This window comes from Mesorhizobium salmacidum (SeqCode), assembly GCF_037179605.1.
Lineage (GTDB): Bacteria > Pseudomonadota > Alphaproteobacteria > Rhizobiales > Rhizobiaceae > Mesorhizobium > Mesorhizobium salmacidum.
This window is the reverse complement of record NZ_JAPYKS010000034.1, coordinates 1-19749: the sequence shown is the minus strand read 5'-3', so window position 1 is coordinate 19749 and position 19749 is coordinate 1. Positions and strand designations below refer to the sequence as shown.

At 60.2% G+C, this 19749-nt stretch carries 17 protein-coding genes; 10 read left to right on the top strand and 7 right to left on the bottom strand.

The features are described 5' to 3' along the window. Window positions 1–406: 406 nt before the first annotated feature. From O7A60_RS28420 to O7A60_RS28410, 3 genes are all read right to left on the bottom strand, one after another. Window positions 407–2557, bottom strand: coding sequence for a ParB/RepB/Spo0J family partition protein (locus tag O7A60_RS28420; RefSeq protein WP_337109033.1), 2151 nt, complete (start codon window positions 2555–2557; stop codon window positions 407–409). Window positions 2558–2973: 416 nt separating this feature from the next. Then, window positions 2974–4170 (bottom strand): DUF932 domain-containing protein, encoded by a 1197-nt coding sequence (locus O7A60_RS28415; RefSeq protein ID WP_337109031.1) that lies wholly within the window; start codon window positions 4168–4170, stop codon window positions 2974–2976. A 328-nt stretch (window positions 4171–4498) separates the two neighbouring features. Then, window positions 4499–4831, bottom strand: a complete 333-nt coding sequence (locus O7A60_RS28410; RefSeq protein ID WP_337109030.1) for a helix-turn-helix domain-containing protein — start codon at window positions 4829–4831, stop codon at window positions 4499–4501. A 164-nt stretch (window positions 4832–4995) separates the two neighbouring features. Between O7A60_RS28410 and O7A60_RS28405 the strand changes: the two genes are divergently transcribed. Beyond that, window positions 4996–5295, top strand: coding sequence for a DUF1236 domain-containing protein (locus O7A60_RS28405; protein ID WP_337109029.1), 300 nt, complete (start codon window positions 4996–4998; stop codon window positions 5293–5295). A 1087-nt stretch (window positions 5296–6382) separates the two neighbouring features. Here O7A60_RS28405 and O7A60_RS28400 read toward each other — a convergent pair. Next, window positions 6383–7300, bottom strand: coding sequence for a glycoside hydrolase family protein (locus O7A60_RS28400; protein WP_337109028.1), 918 nt, complete (start codon window positions 7298–7300; stop codon window positions 6383–6385). A 348-nt stretch (window positions 7301–7648) separates the two neighbouring features. Here O7A60_RS28400 and O7A60_RS28395 point away from each other — a divergent pair, with 348 nt between their 5' ends. The 3 genes from O7A60_RS28395 to O7A60_RS28385 are packed head-to-tail and all read left to right on the top strand — an operon-like array spanning window position 7649 to window position 10541. Beyond that, window positions 7649–8821: a glycosyltransferase family protein gene (locus O7A60_RS28395; RefSeq protein WP_337109027.1), complete on the top strand. Its 1173-nt coding sequence runs from the start codon at window positions 7649–7651 to the stop codon at window positions 8819–8821. Between the two features lie 2 nt (window positions 8822–8823). Further along, on the top strand, window positions 8824–9987 hold the full coding sequence (glf, locus tag O7A60_RS28390; protein WP_337109026.1) for a UDP-galactopyranose mutase: 1164 nt from the start codon (window positions 8824–8826) through the stop codon (window positions 9985–9987). Between the two features lie 32 nt (window positions 9988–10019). Next, window positions 10020–10541, top strand: coding sequence for a ferritin-like domain-containing protein (locus tag O7A60_RS28385; protein WP_027144382.1), 522 nt, complete (start codon window positions 10020–10022; stop codon window positions 10539–10541). Between the two features lie 61 nt (window positions 10542–10602). On the opposite strand, the gene O7A60_RS28380 is transcribed toward O7A60_RS28385, so the two are convergent. Beyond that, the gene (locus O7A60_RS28380; protein ID WP_337109025.1) at window positions 10603–11766 is read right to left on the bottom strand and encodes a glycoside hydrolase family 26 protein; all 1164 of its coding nucleotides are present in this window, start codon (window positions 11764–11766) and stop codon (window positions 10603–10605) included. 307 nt (window positions 11767–12073) lie between these two features. Here O7A60_RS28380 and O7A60_RS28375 point away from each other — a divergent pair, with 307 nt between their 5' ends. The 3 genes from O7A60_RS28375 (at window position 12074) to O7A60_RS28365 (ending at window position 15336) form a co-directional block, all read left to right on the top strand. Continuing rightward, window positions 12074–12964: an MBL fold metallo-hydrolase gene (locus O7A60_RS28375; RefSeq protein WP_337109024.1), complete on the top strand. Its 891-nt coding sequence runs from the start codon at window positions 12074–12076 to the stop codon at window positions 12962–12964. Between the two features lie 264 nt (window positions 12965–13228). Further along, the gene (locus O7A60_RS28370; protein ID WP_051442701.1) at window positions 13229–13654 is read left to right on the top strand and encodes a YidB family protein; all 426 of its coding nucleotides are present in this window, start codon (window positions 13229–13231) and stop codon (window positions 13652–13654) included. A gap of 287 nt (window positions 13655–13941) precedes the next feature. Beyond that, on the top strand, window positions 13942–15336 hold the full coding sequence (locus O7A60_RS28365; protein ID WP_337109023.1) for a Do family serine endopeptidase: 1395 nt from the start codon (window positions 13942–13944) through the stop codon (window positions 15334–15336). Window positions 15337–15877: 541 nt separating this feature from the next. Here the strand turns inward: O7A60_RS28365 and O7A60_RS28360 are convergent. Continuing rightward, window positions 15878–16768, bottom strand: coding sequence for a hypothetical protein (locus O7A60_RS28360; protein WP_337109022.1), 891 nt, complete (start codon window positions 16766–16768; stop codon window positions 15878–15880). Between the two features lie 1027 nt (window positions 16769–17795). On the opposite strand from O7A60_RS28360, the gene O7A60_RS28355 reads away from it, so the two are divergent. Next, a complete protein-coding gene (locus O7A60_RS28355) occupies window positions 17796–17984 on the top strand; it encodes a hypothetical protein (RefSeq protein ID WP_337109021.1) in 189 nt (62 codons plus the stop codon). A gap of 42 nt (window positions 17985–18026) precedes the next feature. On the opposite strand, the gene O7A60_RS32160 is transcribed toward O7A60_RS28355, so the two are convergent. After that, complete coding sequence (locus O7A60_RS32160; RefSeq protein ID WP_463147748.1) at window positions 18027–18191, bottom strand: DUF768 domain-containing protein; 165 nt, start codon at window positions 18189–18191, stop codon at window positions 18027–18029. A gap of 314 nt (window positions 18192–18505) precedes the next feature. On the opposite strand from O7A60_RS32160, the gene O7A60_RS28350 reads away from it, so the two are divergent. Both O7A60_RS28350 and O7A60_RS32025 read left to right on the top strand, forming a co-directional pair. Further along, window positions 18506–18874 carry a hypothetical protein gene (locus O7A60_RS28350; protein ID WP_337109020.1) on the top strand — a complete coding sequence of 123 codons (369 nt, stop codon included), beginning with the start codon at window positions 18506–18508 and terminating at the stop codon, window positions 18872–18874. 33 nt (window positions 18875–18907) lie between these two features. Next, on the top strand, window positions 18908–19749 hold an 842-nt coding region (locus tag O7A60_RS32025; protein WP_415926868.1), incomplete at its 3' end, for a DUF982 domain-containing protein.

Genomic DNA, 19749 nt, shown 5'->3' with positions numbered 1-19749 from the left:
GGTGTTCTTCAACCCGCCTAGGTCGTTTGTCGGGTCGGCCGAGCATCGCAACGTCGCGAGACCGAACGCGGGCTGGCGCTGTCCTGCCCGTGCGTCTGACCGAGACGACGATGATGCCGCCCTGCCCGAAATCGCCCTCATGCAGGGTGATGGTGGCCGGCGAGGTATAGGTCGTGCGGGTTCGCGGCGGTTCCTTCCTGACAGTCGACCGACGCCGTTCCGGCGTTTCCAGGTCGCGAGCTTTTTTGTGAAGCGCGAGGGCGGTTTCGCCGCGCGTCCGAGTAGCGGATCGCTCCCCAAAGGGGCGGATTCGTAGACGATATGTGCGGACATGCGAATTTCTCCATCTTGGAAAACAGAATGGGCCCGGCGCAGGTGCCGGGCCCAGTACGGAGTCGGAGGCCAACTATTCGGCGGCCTGGAGGTGGTCCGTCACGTCGCCGTCGATGGTCACCGGCTTATCGGAGGACGCACCGGCATCCTCGGCGAGAAAGGCCGGCAGCTCGGTGGCATCGCCTTCGAGCGCCGCCTCCTCCGGCATGTCGCCGGCGATGGCGTCGCCAGCATCGGCAGCCACTTCGTCGACGTCGAGGCGAAGCGGCTCCGGCAGCCAGTTCGATCCTTCGAGAAGTCGGGCGGCTTCACGCGCCATGATGTCCTTCTTCACGTGATCGATCAGCTGCGCGGAGTCTGCGCCACGGGCTTCACGGACAGCCTGTAGAATCCGCGCCTTGGTGAGGCGACCGAGGAACTCGACCGTGGGCGTCCAGCCGGCGTCAACCATATCGAACTTGAGTGAGTTGGCCAGCACGTCTGCATGCTCGAGCGCCCGCGGCCGCCTGTTCCATGGATCGACCACCGCGTTGAGGGTCAACGAGACGCAGTGCGCGAACAGCGCCTTGCGGCTTGCCTCGTCGAGGCCGACAAGGAAATCCCACAGGCCTTCCGCCTCATCGGGAAGCTCGCGGTCCCAAGCTTCGTGCCGTTCGGCGATCTCTTTGGCCCAGCTTGTCTCCGCAAGCCCGTCGACCTGGCTAAAGCTGCCGCTCTTCAGGCTGATCTCCAGGCAGGTATCCGGGGCGAAGCGATAGAAGACCTGCAGCACGAACGCATGGAGTGCGGCCATAAACGCGATGTCTACGTCACCGGCGAGCGCGTTGCGCAGCGCCAGAGTCCGCTGCGCGGTCAGATCGAAGACGAGCCGATCGGGCAGCGGCTTGATGCCGTCCTCCTCGCTGTCATCGCCGGAACTGTCATTCACCGGCTTGCCGTTGATGACAACACCATCGCTATCGTCGTCACCATTGGATCGGGTTTGGCCCTTGGCATCCCCTTCCTCGCCCTCACCGACGTCATCCGTCTCGGAGCGAGGCTCGTCTTCGGACCGCACGAAACCGGCCTCGACCTGGAGCTCGCCGTTGGCGGCAAGCGTCACGAACGCACCGGCAATTGCCTTCTGAGCGGGGTCGTAGCTTTGTGGACGGTCGTCGATCGCATCGAGCTCGGCGCCCAACTGATCGAGCTTCGCCTCGATTGCTTCATCGGCGTTCTCGGCCGCGGCATAGTCAGCATCGAGCTTGTCGTATTCGGCCTTCAGCGCGTCGTAGCGTTCGATCTCCTCAGCGCTGAGCTCCTGGGCCTCGGCGTAGATGCGCCGCATGCCGGAGGTGTGGCCATAGGGAACGCTGATCGCCGCCTCGACCCATTTCCAGCCTTCGGCGCGGATGGCTTCGGCATCAACCTTCAGCCTGTCGAAGACCAGCTGCTCGAGAAGTGCTGCATCCTGGAACCAGCCGCCGGAATCCTGCTCGAACAAGTCGCGAAGGATGACGCCGCCAGCCGCCTCATAGGCCTTGGCACCAACATAGACGGCTCGGCGATCATCGGCCCGGACCGTGGTCTCCGTCAGGAGGCGCCTGATGTAGTAGGGCTCCTGCGAGTGCGAGCCGGAGATCCGTTCCCAGACTTGCTCCTGGCGCGCGTGGTCCTCCGAGATCGAGAACGCCATGATCTGTTCGAGCCGGATTTCGTCCTTCTCGTAGAGCTCGAGCAGTTTCGGCGACACCGTTGCCAGCCGCAGGCGCTGCCGCACCGTCGCGGGCGACACGAAGAAGCGGGCGCCGATCTCGTCGGGATCGAGGCCCTGATCGCTGAGCGTCTTGAAGGCCCGGAACTGGTCGAGCGGATGCAGGTCGGCGCGGCGGAGGTTCTCGGCAAGCGAGTCTTCTTCGGCCGAGGTCTCCTGCCTGCGGTTGACGACACAGGGGATCGGCTCGTTCTTCGCCAGGCGCTTCTGCTTGATGAGGATGCCAAGTGCGAGATAACGCCGGCCGCCGGCGGGCACCTCGAACATGCCGGTCTCCTCGCCCTCGCCGTCGAGCACAGGACGAACGTTCAGGCTCTGGATCAGCTTTCGCCGTCCGATGTCTTCGGCGAGCTGCTCAATCGACAAGCCGTCCTTGATGCGCCGGACATTCTTCTGCGACAGCACCAAGCTGTCATAAGAAATGTTCTCCGCGGCGTTCATCGCGATCTTCTGAATGGCGTTCTTTGCCATGGTCAGGTTCTCCCTGACGGGCGGCCCGGGGCCTCTCCCCGAACCTCCAAGCCCGTCAGGAACCCTCCCCTCCCCCCTCTGCCTCCAGGCCTCACGCCACCGCTGCCGCAACGATTGACGGGTCGGGATAAGGAGCTCTGCTCTGGTTCGGCTCGCGGATTTCAAGGCGACCGAGCCGCCGAGGGACTCCAGGATGTTGGCGTTATCCGTCGGCATATGGATCAGTGCCTGCCGGTCGACGGTGATGCTCTTAGTTTGTCACGACAGGGCGGGCGAAAGTCAGTGGTCCGGCTATGACCCGTTTCTGAAAAAGAAAACGCGCCGTCCTCGTGCGTTTGAGGACGGCGCTGGCTTGACGGAGATCACAGGCATAGGGCCCGGCTACCGAAGGTCCTTTCAAGCCGGCATTGGAAGGATCAGGCGGCGAAGTCGAGAAGCTTCTTGGCCTTGCCTTCCATGTCCAGGCGAACATCCTGATGCGCCTTGTCGCGCGCGACCCGCGTGATGCCCTGTACGAAATCGAAGATCGATTCCGGCGGCCGGCCTTCCTCCAGCAGCACAGTATCGATGATCTTCGTGGTCTCGGACTTTGAGAAGCCGCGCTTGCGCAGGAAGCCCTGGCGATCTTCGTCATCCCGGGCGACGATCCGTTGCCGCGCTGCCTCGATGCCGTTGACGAACGGCATGGCCGAGGAATCGGCGAACTGGATCAGCGCCGGCTCGGCTTCCAGGGCGAACCGCGAGGCGGCATACTTTGAATGGCGGATGGTGATTTCCTCGAAATCTTCAACGCCCCAAAGATTGCGGTTCTGACACACCGCGCGCAGATAGAAGCTGGCGATCCCGAGGGTGCGGGCTCCGACTTCGGAATTCCAGCAGTAGAAGCCGCGGAAATAGAGATCCGGCTCCCCATTCGGCAGCCGCCCAGCTTCGATCGGGTTCAAATCGTCGACGAGGAACAAAAAGACATCGCGGTCAGACGCGTAGAGTGTCGTGGTGTTGCTGGAGATGTCGACGTTAGGATTGTAGGTCCCGGTCGACCAGTCGAGCACACCTGGCACCTTCCAGCGGGTGTCGCCGGTACCGTTGCCGGCGATCTTCTGCACGGCCTCGATCAATTCTGAGTCAAAAATTCTGCCATAGTCCGGGCCTGTTACCGCCCGCAGCTCGAGGCGTCCGTTCTCGATTTCCAGCGTCTTCACCTGCTCGGCGCGATGGCTAAGGAGACCGTGCTGGAGATTGATCGCCGCGAGGGGGGCCGGAAGCTGACGCAGATAGGTGGCCGGCGCGCCAACCAGACTGGCGAGTTGGCCAAAACTCCAGTGCGTGGGGGCAACTGGAGCAGGCGCATCGGGCAGCATTAGCCTCAGGCGCTCCGGATCGTCGCGGCTGGCCTCGACCCGAATTAGCTCACTTTCGACGATGCGCGTCTTGCTGCGTTCAGATCGCCGCTTCACCGAATTGTGGAGATCGGTGAGAGACAGGTATCGCTCGTCCGCCGGGCGGTTGAACCACTCCGACGACACCCGGCCGATACGCTGGCCGCGACTGACATCGACCTTATAGCCGCCCCGTGGATTCACTGCGGGGGCGAGAGCTTGCAACTGGGTCATGGAACTTTCTCCGCGACGGGCGCCGGAAGCCTCTCCTCCAGCCCTCGACCCGTCGCGACGGCCTTTCCACCCTCTCCCTACGGCAAACGCGCAAACGCAGCGGCGGCGCCTCCGCTAGAATGCAGTCAGAGAACTTCCAGTCGATGCCGGTCTTTGTGTAGGCTCGAGCGCCGTCCCAGTCGAGAATCACTTGGGTCCGGTAGCCATCATATTTGATTCTTGCAGCCAGTCGTCGCTAACCGGCGGCGTCTCGACTAGGCGCGGCACTGCGGCGGGATGAACTTGAGCCGAACCTGATGGTTGCGTCAGCGATCGCGCCCCCGTCCAGTTAATGAGCAGGAGCAACGCGCTTTGCAAGCTGCGCGAGTGTCGAGCGCGAGCAGTTGGTGGCCCTCGTGATGGTATTCCAGCTCTGTCCCTTGCGCAGCATGTCCATGATGGCCTCATTGCGCTGGGCGTCCTCGGGGCGACCCTTCATCTTCCCGTCTGCTTTCGCCTTGGCGATCCTCTGAGCCTGCCTGCGGCGTCGGTCGTCATAGTCCTTGCGGGCGATGGCGGCGAGCATGTCGAGCAGCATCCCGTTGATGGCGTCGAACATCCGACCGGTGAAGGTGTCCTCGGTCTTCAGCATCATGTGCGAGGTCGGCAAATCCAGCGCCACGACCTTGACCTCTCGGTCCTTGATCTCGCGCTTGAGCTGGTCTCAGTCCTTGTCCGACAGGCGGCTCAGGCGGTCGACCTGTTCAGTCAACAGACGGTTCTCCGGGAACTTCCCGTAGGGCAATTAGTTTCACTCTTCGGGAGCGGGCAATCAGGAGAATGGTCATGAGAATTCTGTCGAGTGCTGTTGCTTCTTTGGTCCTAATGGGCAGCCTTGGTGCGGCTTTCGCTGATGATGTCGTTGTACTCAAGCCAGAGGAACAAACTATCGTTCGTGAATACGTTAATAAACAACCGCTGGCGTCCGTGAATCTGCTCGGCCTCGAGTTGAAGCTTGGTTCGTCGGTTCCGGATAAAGTTGAATTGAGGGAAGTTCCAAACATCAAATACAGGGTCGCAGTTATCAATGACCAGACTGTTTTGGTTGACCCCGAGACGCATCAGATTGTCGAGGTCCTGCACTAGGCGGTCAGACGGGTGCTGGCTCAAAAGGCGATACAGATTGGACCGCTCCGCGTAGCGTTCTGGAGCGGTCCATTTTCCTTCCCCATCTCAAAAGCGATGCGTCGCTCCAAGGACCGCGGAAACAAAGTCCCCGCGAGGCCCTCCCAAAGCTTAAGAGAACATCTCAAAGTCGCCGCCTACGCAGTGGAAGCAGTGCTCCATGGTTTATTGGGGGAATTCTTGCTACGAACCCACTGCCTAGCAACGGCCTAGTGCGCTATCATTCGCCTTATGGCGATACTTCGACAACGCCCAAAGCCGAAGAAAGACTCTGACAGCCACCAGTATGGGGAGGATGAGAGGCCCTACGATGCCTACGATTCTTCAATGTTAGGTCGAGCTCGGCACCAAATCTTTTCGGAGCGCTTACGCGTTATCGCGATTTTGCTTTTCATGGGAGCAGTCGCAGTCGCGATTCTCGTCATGATCCAGTGGACGCGCTGAGATGCGCGTTCCCGCGCTTCGAAGCCGGTCACCCTTCAGCGTCGGGATTTGCGACACGCCTCCTCGATGCAGGACATGCAGATATGTCCATGACCTTGGGGTCGATCAAGGTGTTGCTAATATACAGCACCGACCGCATCTCTAACAGCATCGCGCGGAACCGCTTCCTTTGGCCACCCGTTAGCGTCAAAATGACAGCGATCAAAGCGAGGCGGTGGAGATGGACAAGCGGCAAGATACAAAAACCATCGAGTTATGCTGTCTTCTAGCCGTGCCGGTATCACTGCTGCTCACTGTGGTGTTGGCCGGGATGGTCCTCGCCTGAAACGACCGGCGTTCTGTTGGCACTCGATCACGAGTCTCATCGAGCGTCCTTGCCCCGCGGCTGCCTCATAGCTCGTCCTCGTCGTCGGCGAGGTATTCCTTGACGCTTCCGAAGTCGCGAAACAACCCGCCCGTCGGGGTGCTTTTTCTCGTGCCAGGTGATCGACCAATAACCGGTCTCCTCAAGCGCCTCCATGGCGCTGACCGTGCTCGCGGACGCAACACGGCGAAGACCCCTGGCCGGCTGAGCACTGTTGGCGCTAAATTGGCACGGTCGGGGTCATGCTACCTTGGAAAACAGAGCGACGTCACATCTGGCCAAGCCGTAGCGCCACCGGTGATCGGTCGCGGCAACCCGGCTCTGGTAGAACAGTGAAAGCTGACTGCCTTCGATCATTACCGTTGAATGACCGTTCTCGCCCGGCTGGCCTGGTTCGAGCACCGGGCCTATCGACACGTAGGGTCCAGCAACCTCGTCGGCGATGGCGAAAAACACGCGCTGACGGTTCCCACGAAGGCCATTTGGGAGAAAGCAAGTGGCGTTCAAAAGCACGCGGCCATCCGGTAACTCGACCAGTTGTGCACCCTCTATGCCCCATTCATAGTCGGGATCCTCTCGCGTATTGTGATGAGGAAGATCAGCGTGATCGAGGATCTTGCCGATCCGCTTCCATGGACCGAACCACGAGTCGGACTGGCTGCGTGCGAGATAGATGTCGGGCTGTGGCACCCTGTTGAATTTTGGCATGCCGGAATAAACGAGATAGCGCTTGCCAGCAATGACGGCGGGGTGCGGATCGTAGATGCCATCCTCCTGCGTGTCGGGGATGGCAAGAATGGCTGGGCTGAGAACCACCCAATGGAAGCCGTCGTTGGAAACCGCATGCTCGCAACGGCCACCGGATTTCATGAACTCGGTCTGGATGAACATGTGGAAGACGCCACTTTCGTGGATGACGCCCGGAGCCGCGACCCCCGTCCCGTTGATAGGCAGCTCGATCACTTCGTGCTCGGACCAAGGCCCATAAAGGTCGGGCGCCGTCGCGTGCAGGATTCTCCACGTCTCGGTCGTTACCGTCCCGCTTGAACCGAAGACATGCCACAGCCTGCCATCGAAGACGGGGCATGGGTCCTTTAGGTCATCCACGCTTTGCGGATGAAACAGCGGAAACACGTTGGTATCGAACTCGATCTTCATCTCAGCCCCCGGGATCTGCCCTTGCCCTTGGACGCGCCCAGTGATGCAGGCGAATCAATTTGATGTCCTGAGCATTTTATAGCCGGCGAGTTCAACACAAATACGGCAAAGGCGCTTCTCCACCACCAAACCCTGGTCGGGAGGCTTTCGATGACCAGCCGCGGGCGGCTGCAGCCGGGGTTTGCATTCGTCCAATGCAAAGCGGTGACTGAGGCTCTCTGTTTCACCTTGGAACAAGTCACCTGTCCGAAAGTTAGGACCTGGAATGGAAGTGTAGTTTCGCCTCATCCACGACTAACAAATGTTAGTCGCAAACATAAACCACAGCCTATAAAAAGGAATATCTCAATGGAAGCAGCCTTGGGCGGGGTAACCGCCAGTAAACACGCTGGCAGGCAAAATCTTCTGGTTTGCTTTTCCCATTTAAGGTGGAATTTCGTTCATCAACGCCCGCAGCATATCCTCACTCTCGCATCCATGCAGCAGAGAGTGGTGTACTTTGAAGAACCCCTTTTCGAAGAACTGCCGCAGCCGCTAATGCGGACGAGCGAGGCCTCGCCAAACATTCTGATTGTGACACCAGTGCTCCCGGTCGGCACGTCGGCCGCGAAAGCAGATGCCGTGCAGCGGAGATTTGTGCAGCAGACAATCGCTTCTATGCCGCACAGCCGGCTGATCGCTTGGTATTACACGCCGATGGCTCTTCGCTTTACGGAGTATCTAGAGGCGGACATATGCGTTTATGATTGCATGGACGAACTCTCTGCGTTCAAGAATGCGCCGCCCGAACTGCAGCAGATGGAAAAGGCGCTTCTGCGCCGCGCCGATCTGGTTTTCACCGGCGGCCTGAGCTTGTTCGAGACCAAGCGCCACCTACACCATGCGATCTATCCCTTCCCTAGCAGCATCGATGTGAACCACTTTCACAAGGCCAGGAAGCTGGGCAAAGACCCAGCCGATCAGGCCGACATTCCCCACCCGAGGGTAGGATATTTCGGCGTAATCGACGAGCGGCTGGATGTCGATCTCGTGGCTCAAGCGGCGGAGACTATGCCGGACGTGCATTTCGTCATGCTCGGCCCGGTGGTCAAGATCGACCCCGCAGACCTGCCGCAGGCGCAAAATCTGCACTGGTTGGGCGGGAAAGCCTACCACGACCTGCCCGACTACCTGCGCCATTGGGATGCAGGCTGGATGCCGTTCGCGCTCAACGAAGCGACCCGGTTCATCAGCCCGACCAAGACGCCGGAATTCCTGGCGGCTGGCCTGCCGGTGATCTCGACGGCGATCGTTGACGTGGTGCGCAGCTACGGCGCGGCCGGACTGGTGGAAATCGCCGACGGCGACGACATGGAAATCAAGCTGCGGTCCGTTCTTTTGCGCCCGCGCCAGGTGCTTCTGCAGCAAGTCGATGCCTACCTTGCAGACATGTCCTGGGAGCGAACATGGAATGCCATGGCAGCTCACATTGAGCGCGTTTATCAACGTAAAAAGGTCGTCCCGCTTCGCAGGAGCGCTTAGCCATGTTCGATTGGCTGGTCGTGGGGGCAGGTTTTGCCGGCAGCGTGCTTGCCGAAAGAATAGCCTCGCAGCGTCACGAGAGCGTTCTGCTGGTCGATCGCCGCGGCCATGTCGGCGGCAACGCCTACGATTGTTATAACGAAGCCGGCATCCTCATCCATCGCTACGGTCCGCATATCTTCCACACCAACAGCCAGGCGATCGTGGATTACCTTTCGCAGTTCACCCAGTGGCGGTCATACGAGCACAGGGTGTTGGCGGCGGTGGACGGAAAACTCGTTCCTATCCCGATTAATCTTGACACGATCAACCGCCTTTATGGGCTCGACCTGACCTCGGCACAGCTGGAGGATTTCTTCGCGTCCCGACGCGAGACTGTGGAGGACGTCCGCACGGCCGAGGACGTGGTCGTCAGCACCGTGGGACGCGAACTCTACGAGAAATTCTTCCGTGGCTATACGAGGAAGCAATGGGGGGTCGATCCCAGTCAACTGAGCAAATCGGTGACGGCACGAGTGCCGACCAGGACCAATCATGACGACCGCTATTTCAGCGACAGCTTCCAGAAAATGCCGGCTGGCGGATACACAAGGATGTTCGAACGCATGCTCGATCATCCGAACATCAAGATCATGCTGCAGACCGATTTCCGCGAAATCCGTGAGAAGATCCCGTTCAGGCGCATGATCTATACCGGCCCAATCGATGAATATTTCGGGTGGCAGCTCGGGCATCTTCCCTATCGCTCGCTGCGTTTCGAGCACGTGACGCTGGACTGCGAGCAGTTTCAGCCAGTCGCGGTCGTCAATTATCCGCAGACGCAAGATTACACTCGCATCACGGAATACAAGCATCTCACCGGCCAGCAGAACTCGCGGACCAGCCTGACCTACGAATACCCCACGGATGTCGGGGATCCGTACTATCCGGTGCCGCGGGCCGAAAACGAAGCGCTCTACAAGCGCTATGAAGCGCTCTCCGCAACCTGTCCGGACGTGTGGTTTGTCGGCCGCCTGGCAACATACCGCTACTACAATATGGATCAGGTGGTCGGACAGGCTCTGGCTACTTTCGCCCGCATCCAAAGGAGCGTCCCGGAATGGGCAAGCGCGGGAAAGACGTCGTTGGCGGGCCTGGCGGTAAGTACTCCGTCACCCCGGAGTTAAATTTGGGCGGGGCAATCAGAAGGAGAATTGCGATGGATACAAACTTCAACTCGGAGAGCCGTTCGATCTTCATTGTTGGCTTGCGCAACGCGCATGCCATGGAGAACCAGGCGCTGTCGATCATGAAACCACAGGTAGAGCGTATTGAGAATTATCCAGAGGTGGCCGATCGCTTGCGCCGGCACATTCGGGAGACCGAAGGCCAAATCACGCGGCTCGAGGCGGTTCTGGAGGGGCTCGATGAAGAGCACTCCACTCTCAAGGACACAGCCCTGTCGATGGTTGGTAGCATGGCTGCCATGGGCCACTCGATGGCCGGCGACGAGATCATCAAGAACAGCCTGGCGAATTTCGCCTTCGAGAACTACGAGATTGCCGCCTACAATTCGCTGCTGGTGCTCGCCGAGGCTGGCGGATTTCAGGATGCTGAAATGGCCCTCAAGCAAAATCTGAGCGAAGAGGAAGCCATGGCCGATTGGCTGAAGGAAAACCTAAGCGACGTCACCTTGCGGTATGCCAAGTTGCGCGAGGAGGGGGAAACCGCAAAAAGCTGATCCAAGGGCGCGGGGGGCGTCCATCGCTGGCGCCCTGCCCATGGTTTTGTCGACCACGCTTTCAGCGGTTCGGCACCAACAGGTCTTGCTGACGAATCAGTTCATCCGCGATTGGCTGGCGGAGGCGTCGCAGGCCATCCGCCTGGATGACCGAAAACAGCCCCACTTCGGCATGGCGGGAATTATCCCATCCGGGATAGGCGGTTATCGGATACAGGCAAATACCCTCAATCGGTGCTTCGAGGCTCATTGCCGCACGCACCTCGTCGCAGACATAATGGAGCCAAGCCGGCCCGCCGGATCCCTCCGAGCCGGTCTCAGCGATGAACATGGGCTTGCCGTATCGATGAGCGACCTCGATCAACATTTCCGACAGAGCCCGGTACTCGTGGTGCCCCATCGGAATGGTCGGCCCATTTATGTACCATTGATTGTGCGGGTAGAAATTCAGGCCAACGGCGTCGACAACGTCTTCGCTCCCGCCCAACTCAGGTTCGACGCGGCCCAGCAACAGGTCGTAAGCCTCGAACTGTCCCAGTCGGGCGTTTTCGGCCCGGCGCCGTTCGGCGCGGGTCCGGTCGCGGGGAGCGATATGGATGAGCGGCTCGGCCCAGACAAACCTGCATGCTGGGTCGACCTGCCGCATGGCACGAACACCCGCGATGGCAGCCTTGACGAGATGCCGCTTGAACCATCCGCGTTTGTTCGGCCCCACGCGCGGGAAATAGCCGACCTCAACAGCCCAGGCGAAGAAGGAGATCTCGTTGATTGGACACAACAGAGGCGATGTTCCGGTAATCGAGCGGTGCACCCTCACGGCCTCGGCCGCAAACGAGGCATATGCATCGATGAAATGCTGCGACCCCTGATCGACGTGGTCTGGGGATCCGTAGTGGAAGATGTCCCAGATGACCTGGACACCTGCCGTTTTGGCTGCCTCGACCATAGGCGCCCAACTTGACCAGTCATAGGTTCCGGGAGCGGTTTCGATCAGGTGCCAGCGCAACCCGTCGCGGATGGTGCGAAGGCCGAGTTCGGCACAGCCGCGGTAGTCGCCCAGGGCATGCAAATTATGCGAGGTCGCACGAATAAGGTCGAGGCGAACGCCGTCCTTGCGCCGATGCGAGGAGCATTCAAAGCCCGCCATGAAAAAACTGGCAAAGCGCCAAGCACCGGAAACCGAAGCATCCACCTCCTGGCCCTTCGTGCGTGCCGCCTCGTTCATTCGAAGTCTCCTTTGGTCAGTCGGCTTCGCACTCGGCCGGATTGTTCGGAGCGAGAACTGCCTTGGAGAAACCGCATCCGATCGGGCAAGCAGCATCCCCCTGCTCAGTTCGGCATACCCCTCATTCTTACATGACCGAGTAGTGCCGAACCGATTGGTCGTGTCTTTGTTCCGGTGGTCCACCGTCCGGTAGCTGGGTGGCGAAGGCAAATCAGGAACAAGGCGGCCCGAGCCAAGTTCGGGGATGTACCACCGGCATCGGTCAGCTCGGCCGGATGCTCAGCAAACAACAGAGGCACGGGATCATATGACCGTTCAAATTCGACTTTCCGATATCGACCGCGCCAGGCGCGAGGATCGTGGCGACGGCGCTTGGAATATCGCACCAGATCTGGGCTATTTGCGATTGGCAATCGTCAATGTCGTGTTCTTCGGCGCACCGGGCAGCGGAGATCGCAAATGGGTGCTGATCGATACAGGGTTGCCGACGTCCCGGAGCAGCATCCTTGCGGTCGCGGAAAAGCGCTTTGGGACTGACACGCGGCCGGCCGCGATCATCTTGACTCACGGCCATTTCGACCATGTGGGAACGGTTCTGGACCTTGCGAATACGTGGGACGTGCCTGTCTTCGCACACCCGCTCGAGCGCCCTTATCTGGACGGAACCACGTTTTATCCGCCACCGGACCCCTGGGTAGGGGGTGGACTGATGGCATTGCTTTCGCCGCTCTTTCCACGCGGGCCGATCGATCTTGGGGACCGCTTGGTGTCCTTGCCTGCCGACGGATCGATCCCCGGGATGCCCGGATGGCAATGGCTGCACACGCCAGGACACGCCCCGGGGCATATCTCGCTCTGGCGGGAGGAAGACCGCTCGCTGATCGTGGGAGACGCTTTCATCACCACGGGTCAGGAGTCGGTCTATGAGGTCGCCGTTCAGGATCTCGAGATGCACGGTCCGCCACGCTATTTCACGCCCGACTGGGATGCGGCGGAAAGATCGGTGAAGCGCTTGGCCGCACTGAAGCCGCAGATGGTCATCAGCGGACACGGGGCGGCGGCTGCGGGCGTGGGCATGCGCCAAGCTCTCGACAGCCTGGCTGATCGGTTCAGGCAGTTGGCCGTGCCGCCGAAAATGAAATTCGTGCGCGAGCCAGCGTCCCGGATAGCTAGGGCAACCGATCCGCCATCGTTCTGAAAATAGGTCAGATTGGGCCGACTCTATCTCTCGACCGGTAGAGTTTCCCGTCGGGTCGGCGCGCCCCTGCATCGTTCACCGACAAACTCCGACAAGCGGAACAAACCCGGGAGGCGCCGGTTAGGAGGTTCGATCGACGCAGGGCGGGAGCCAAGCGCCGGAAGGACGCGTCCTCTCCGCCGGCGAGCCGACCGGCAGTTATTCGAGCACGGACGCGTCGGCATTCGCCAAGACTCGCTCATGCCAAACCGCGGAGGAGACCAAATGGCAAATCTGGGAAGACTGGCGATCGCGATGCTTGGCGTTTTGGCATACCGAAGTCGCGACAAACTCTGTGAATTGATTCCGGAAGCGGGGTATCTTAACCCAAACGATCCGCAACGCAGAATTCTGGCTCAGATCACCAATGGCGTGTCGAGGGCTGACCTTGGTCAGATCCTCGACCGATTCAGGGAGCTGGGCGCAGGATCTAAAGTCGACTCGTGGGTTGGCAACGGCCCAAACCAACCAATCGAGCCAAGGCTCGTCGAAGCGGCGATGGACGAAGGTACACTGATGTCCATGTCGGTGGAGACGGGTCTTTCGCGCGAGGAGCTAATCAGAAGGATTACGCGGGACCTACCCGAGACAGTCAACGAAATGACGCCGAATGGTGAATGGCTGCCTGAATCAACACAAGGCCTGGGATAAGTCGACCTTGCTCGACAATGTGTCCTAGGTCCCGGCTTCCCGCCAACTTGCTTTGCTTGGTGGACTTCAGGTGCTTGTGATGCTGGCGCGGCAGGCGAAACTCCTTCCACTGAAATTTCGGCGGGCTTCGAGCAAATTTCGATGGCCCCGCGGGGCCACATTCTCGCAGCTCAGCCCACCATCAACATTTTTTCGAACCGGTGAAACAATCGACGTGAATGCCAGTTCTTGGGTCTGGGACAAGTCGCGCAGCAGCGTCAGGGCGGTCCGGAAGGAGAACCCCAGTCATGGCTTACATTTCAAGGAAGCGACTGTGCATTAGCTTCGTCGCAGGATCTTTGATGCTCTCGGCTGGCGGCTTTGCTCCGGTTTCAGCACAGGAAATCCCGAACGACTTCAGCGCGATCGTGCGTCAGAAGCTGCCGGCCGTGGTCGCGATCACGACGAGACAGATCATCCAGGACCAAACGATGCTCGACGATTATCTCAACCCCTTCGACAGCCGCGGGCCTGCCCAGCCGCAGGTACGAGAAGCTCTTGGCTCCGGTTTCGTGGTCAGTACGGAGGGCTACATCGTCACCAACAATCATGTCGTGGCCGACTCCACCGAAATCCGCGTCGTATTCTCCGATAAGGAGACTTCGCCCGCACGAATTGTGGGCCGCGACCCAGCAACCGACATAGCGGTGCTGAAGGTCGATCCACGCCCCAACATGACGGCCACCGCGTGGGGTGACTCTGACGCAATGCAGCCGGGGGCCTGGACGATCGCGATTGGCAGTCCCTTCGGGCTCGGGGGAACCGTGACCGTCGGCGTTCTTTCCGCCCGTTCGCGCGACATCAAAGCTGGCCCGTACGACGATTTCCTCCAGACAGATGCCTCGATCAATAGAGGCAATTCCGGCGGCCCCCTGTTTAACGCGCGCGGCGAAGTGATCGGGGTCAATACGGCCATCGTCTCTCCGTCGGGCGGCAGCATCGGCATTGGTTTCGCCGTGCCGTCCCGAACTGCTCAGAGCGTCGTTGATCAGTTGATCAGCACAGGCCGGATCGAGCGCGGCTTCATCGGAGTGCGTCTCCAAGAGGTCACTCCGTCAATCGCCGAGGCGCTTGCGATCTCGGGCAGCAAGGGAGCGCTGGTCGCCTCGGTCGAGCCCGGCAGTCCGGCCGAGAAGGCTGGTCTGCAGTCAGGGGATGTGATCACCCGGTTCAACGGTAAGGACGTTCAAAATGTTCACGACTTGACCCTTGCAGCGGCAAGCCAAAAACCGGGATCCAATGCGACGCTGACAAGAAACCGCGGTGGCAATCAGCAGGAAGTGGCCCTGACCATTGGCCAACGTAAGGATGAGGAGGTGCAGACCGGTGCCGTTCCCAGTCCGGAAGCGGGGGACCAACGCCTCGGAATGTCGCTGAGCCCCATTCCGGACGAAGCGCGTCAACAACTCGGTCTCCAGCCGGGTACCACCGGAGTCTTTGTCCAGGAAGTGGCGCCAAATAGCCCCGCCGCCGAGAACGGCCTTCGGCCTGGCGACGTCATCGTCTCGGCCAACAACCACAACGTGACACGGCCGTCGGATATCCAGCAAGAGTGGACGAAATCCCGCCAGCAGAAAAAGCCCATCTTGTTCCGCATCGAAAGGCAGGGACAATCGCTTTTCGTTGCAGTGGCCGTTTCCTGACGCGGCGCTCCGTCAGGCCAGGCGCGGTGGCCAAGAAACGGCCTCGCAGGCCGCCCTCAAGGCTGCCGGGCAAGGTCGCGGTTCGCCTCCATTATGGAGGCCGAATGCGCCGTGGCGTTCGGCGATTTTGTGGCGGCTCACTTCAACGACGGCGGACCCCAGATATCCCAAATCGACATTGAGGAAGAGAGCGATACGGCTCTGCAGCAAAACTACACATGACAGGGGACGGCCTCGAGGGGACGGTGCCGGCGAAGAGCCCACAAGTGCGTTTGCTACAATAACGCGTTCTCGCTACCCGCGGCCCTTCACTCACGCCAAGCCCTTCGGGCGCGTCCTTGCCCCTCCAACGCCATGAACAGATGCCGTTTCGGGATTGCTCTAGCCCAATTCCCGCTAAGCGCCCTTCGCATCGGCATAGGCGGACCAGCCGTCTGGCGTTTCCGCGATATAGCGCGTGAACTCCGCTTCGAGCGCGGCCACCGCGGCGTCCTTCGAATCTTCGGTACCGGGTTGGCCGCCATGCTTGCGCCAGCGGTTGTCATGGGTGCCGATCGACCATAACCATTTCCCTGCACTTGGCGAATGCTGGCCCAGGGTACGGCCGAGGCTGTCGGAGCCCAGGAAGCTTGCCGAGAAGTCGCGGCGCGATCTGGCCGGCAATGAAGGTGCGGCCCCAATCGAGCCAGACCTTGGCGCACCGAGCAACCTCAACGATGGTCCCGAAGGTCCCGATCACGTCGTCGGAGTCGTGTACCTGGTAGGCCCGTCCATCTCGCGGACCTTCAATCGATCCGCCGGCATCGTCCTTTTCCCGAACGTCTTGCACCAAGGCGTGGCGCAGCTTCGATTCACCCCGAAGATACCGCACGCGGGCCGTCATGCCAGGACGGAGCCATTCAAAATCGTCGGCGACCGCATTCGGAATGCCGGGCGGTTGCCCCGACCTCGCCTGTTCGACGCGCCGCCATAACCGTTCCTTGATGGAGCGGTTTGCCGAAACTGCTGCTTTGCCGACATATTTTCCGTCCTTCGCGAGCAGGCCTTCGGTCATCTTCCCTGCCTCGCTCTTGATGCCAACAGCTCGAAATCTGCTACGTCCCAGCATTTCACCTTGATCCAGGAATCGCTCTTGCCGCTGTGGTAGAGCGCGTTGCGGCGTTTTGAGACCATGCCCTCCAGCCCCCTCTTGTCGACCGCCCTGTAGAAGTCGGCGCCGCCGCCCTCGACATGGGCGCTGTACTGAATGACGCCGTCGGCGGGCTTGATCCCAAAGGATCGCCTTCCGCTCGATCCTAGGCAGTGCGCGCAAATCCTGGCCGTCCTTCCACAGGATGTGAAAGGCGACGAAGGCGAGCAGCTCGGCGTTCCAGGCCAGGCGGGAATGGATGGCGTGAAAATTCGGCTTGCCGTCCGGTTCGGGTGCGATCATCTCGCCGTCGAGGATGAGGTCGCGCGCCGGGCAGCCGTTCGACGGCCGCGATGACAGGCCAATAGCGGTTCGACCAGTCGCTGCCGGTCCTGGTGTAGGCCCGGGCGCCATCCCAGTCGAGGATCAGCTGGTTGCGAAACCCGTCATACTTGATCTCGTGGATCCAGTGGTCGCTCACCGGTGGCGTCTCTACCAGCAGCGGCGATTGCGGCTCGATGAACTTCAGCCGGCCGTGGCTGGGGTCTCTAGCATCAAACGCTCCAGACTCGGACTCAAGGCCCAAGTCACGGTTCAGTTCCGGAACATTTTAGCTAATTTGGATGTTCGAAACGTAATGACGAAGGTCGGCAGGAGGTCCGTCAAGTGCGAAACCTGACGGCAGAGCAGTCGCGAGCAGCAAGAGCGCTATTGCATTGGTCGCGAGTGCGGCTTGGCGCCAAGTGCAATGTTTGCGAAGCGATGATCAGCGAATTTGAGAACGGGGTAAGGAAACCGCATCCCCGCACTGTCGCCGCCATGCTCCTGGCTTTCGAAGGAGCGGGAATTGTCTTTCCCGCCGAAGGGGACCCATTACTGCCGCGCTCTGAGGGGCAGACTAGTCGTCGGTCCGGCAATAGAACGTGGCGCCGCCGGCAGACAAATCGCGCGGCGGAATGAAGAAAACTCCACATGTTGAGGGAAAAGTGAGGGTGAACCTTGGCATTTCCTAAAGGAAGGGACCGCCACGGTAGCGCTCATGCCGTCCGACAAACGTAAGCGAAGGTTCGCTTTTCGCCATTGGCCTCCGTGACACGCACCCAGTTTTCCTCCTGACGCCATAATGTGAAAGGCTGGCCCATGTGTGCCCCTGCCGCCTTGAAGGGAGGCTGTGCCATGAGCATGCTCGAAGACACCACCGATCCGCTGGCCCTGATCTGAACCTGATATTGCGGCATGTCGCCCCCGGCGGATTGCTGTACCGTGAGTCAATCAGCTTTAGCTAAAACAGTTTCCGGAACTTTTGCCATGGCGGGATGTTGCTGGCCGCATGACGAAGCCTTCAGACCTTGGACCGCCCATTAAGGGCAACCCGCACGAGCCCTCCGAGGAGGGCGACCATTTCTATAAGTGCAACATCTGCGGACAGCCGGTCGACATGCGCGATCTGCGTCAGGTGATGTGGCACGAGAAGCCGAGGCATGAGCGGCTGAAGCCCGAAGTCGTCAAAGGCTCCTGAACTGCGACTTGGGCAGTGTACGCCTACTCAGTCAAACCGGCATCAATGCACTATAGCATCGAGGATCGTGCGGTAGAGGCTGTCGACATCCTCATCGATCTCTACCCGCTTGATGCCGATCGCCTTGGCATCGGCGATCAGCTTGTGTGTGAGTTCATCAATCGAGATGACGTCCGCCGTAGCGTTCTCAGGGACGTTGTTCGCGATCCATTGGTTTAGGAATTTTGCTTTGTGCGAGTGCCTTAAAGGGCGCGCATAATTAGCCGGCGAGACGAGCCCCCCTCGCTAATCTCGCTGTTAGGCTCGGCGTCCTTCAGGCAACTCTTTTTCCAGGGGCGCCGAGCCGACGAGACTCTGTTTTCCCTTGCCGGCAACTAGGCGGTTAGCCAGGTCAACCGGAGCGGCAGACGATAGCCAGCCACAGGCTCGGCACCATCCTTTGGTATCAAACCGACATTGAAACCCCTAGAGACCAAGCTTACAAAAGGAATACCTAAAATCCTAGCTATTGGGAGGTAGCTATGATCGAAAGCGGTACAGACATCGCGCGGGCGGTGGTTGACGCCAGTTTCCTGTCTCAGCACCACTCTAGGGCCTACATTTCCTCGCTTCGCGGTGACATAGCCCAAACCCGCCGTGCAATCGCCGCGTCGCACGAGCTTCTAAAGCGATTTCGCCAGCGCAAGATAGACGAGGCGACCAGAGACGTTGAACAGCACCGCGTGTCCGCGTTTGATGCCGAAATTCTCCGCAACGTCTTTAAGGCTTTGGTCTTGGAAACGAAGACACCGGAGTGTCAATGGCGCGCGCTCGCTCAGAGCCTCGTTTTCGAGTTTACCGGGTGCGAGCGCGTTGACGCTGCCTTGGTGGATTGGATCATCAGGAAGTAAGGCGCTGACCACCAGCGTCAACCCATCACACGCATGGTTCGCTTCCCGTGGGCCCGCCTCACTGGCGGGGGAAGCGGGCCCGGCCAGGTCTCGGACCTGACCAGCAGCACGGGGGGCTGCCACCTTTCGAACCTGCCGACGAATACCAAGTTCCCACCTAGTGCACAAAAAGCCCGCCAGCCGGAGCCAGGCGGGCAACTGGCAGCGTGGAGGGCCGTCCGGAGTAGGCGACCGGCTCCCGAGCCTTTGTCTCTGACGTATGTTCGCCGGCGGCCACTGAGGCCCGCGCCCCGCCCCGCACAGGAGGGCGCGGGCCAGCCAGCAGCGCGAAAAGACCCGGACGCGCTGCCTTCGCCCGAACTTGCGACTAGTCGAGCTGTTCCCGACCGAACACTAAAAAGCCCGCCGGCCGGAGCCAGCGGGCAAGGATCCAGGAAAGGCCGCTGGAAATGTGAGGTCTGCGGTCGGAAGCCCCCCTGCCAGTCTACGCCTCCTGCGCTTTTGGCCTCAACATTTCATCTAAATAGTGTGCGCGAAGCGGCAGACGCGGTCTCCAAAAAGGCGTTGCTGGCGCGATGGGGAGACCTCCATTGGGCGCGGGTGGGAAGTGGTCAATACACCCGTTTGGTCTACTGTCGAGGTCATCGCAACCACTCTACAATTTTGCGTGTTGTTTCGGTACGTAAATTAACGGAGTCACCGATGAGACCCCAACTGTTTTCAAAGCCCGTTCCAGTATTTGTCGGGATGGGCTTCCCGCGCGATATCGTGTCAGTCGTGGAGGCCTACGAAATGCTGAATGAGTGGCCGGGCAGCCGCAGCCCGACATTCACAGCCGCGCTCTGTGTCTGCCAATCTGCTTTGGTCGGTGACAA

What these genes read in the sequence shown, in the direction of transcription:
- O7A60_RS28420 (WP_337109033.1), bottom strand. Translation starts at nt 2,557, where the DNA reads ATGGCAAAGAACGCCATTCAGAAGATCGCGATGAACGCCGCGGAGAAC.
- O7A60_RS28415 (WP_337109031.1), bottom strand. Translation starts at nt 4,170, where the DNA reads ATGACCCAGTTGCAAGCTCTCGCCCCCGCAGTGAATCCACGGGGCGGC.
- O7A60_RS28405 (WP_337109029.1), top strand. Translation starts at nt 4,996, where the DNA reads ATGAGAATTCTGTCGAGTGCTGTTGCTTCTTTGGTCCTAATGGGCAGC.
- O7A60_RS28400 (WP_337109028.1), bottom strand. Translation starts at nt 7,300, where the DNA reads ATGAAGATCGAGTTCGATACCAACGTGTTTCCGCTGTTTCATCCGCAA.
- O7A60_RS28395 (WP_337109027.1), top strand. Translation starts at nt 7,649, where the DNA reads ATGGAAGCAGCCTTGGGCGGGGTAACCGCCAGTAAACACGCTGGCAGG.
- glf (WP_337109026.1), top strand. Translation starts at nt 8,824, where the DNA reads ATGTTCGATTGGCTGGTCGTGGGGGCAGGTTTTGCCGGCAGCGTGCTT.
- O7A60_RS28385 (WP_027144382.1), top strand. Translation starts at nt 10,020, where the DNA reads ATGGATACAAACTTCAACTCGGAGAGCCGTTCGATCTTCATTGTTGGC.
- O7A60_RS28380 (WP_337109025.1), bottom strand. Translation starts at nt 11,766, where the DNA reads ATGAACGAGGCGGCACGCACGAAGGGCCAGGAGGTGGATGCTTCGGTT.
- O7A60_RS28375 (WP_337109024.1), top strand. Translation starts at nt 12,074, where the DNA reads ATGACCGTTCAAATTCGACTTTCCGATATCGACCGCGCCAGGCGCGAG.
- O7A60_RS28370 (WP_051442701.1), top strand. Translation starts at nt 13,229, where the DNA reads ATGGCAAATCTGGGAAGACTGGCGATCGCGATGCTTGGCGTTTTGGCA.
- O7A60_RS28365 (WP_337109023.1), top strand. Translation starts at nt 13,942, where the DNA reads ATGGCTTACATTTCAAGGAAGCGACTGTGCATTAGCTTCGTCGCAGGA.
- O7A60_RS28360 (WP_337109022.1), bottom strand. Translation starts at nt 16,768, where the DNA reads ATGATCGCACCCGAACCGGACGGCAAGCCGAATTTTCACGCCATCCAT.
- O7A60_RS28355 (WP_337109021.1), top strand. Translation starts at nt 17,796, where the DNA reads ATGACGAAGCCTTCAGACCTTGGACCGCCCATTAAGGGCAACCCGCAC.
- O7A60_RS28350 (WP_337109020.1), top strand. Translation starts at nt 18,506, where the DNA reads ATGATCGAAAGCGGTACAGACATCGCGCGGGCGGTGGTTGACGCCAGT.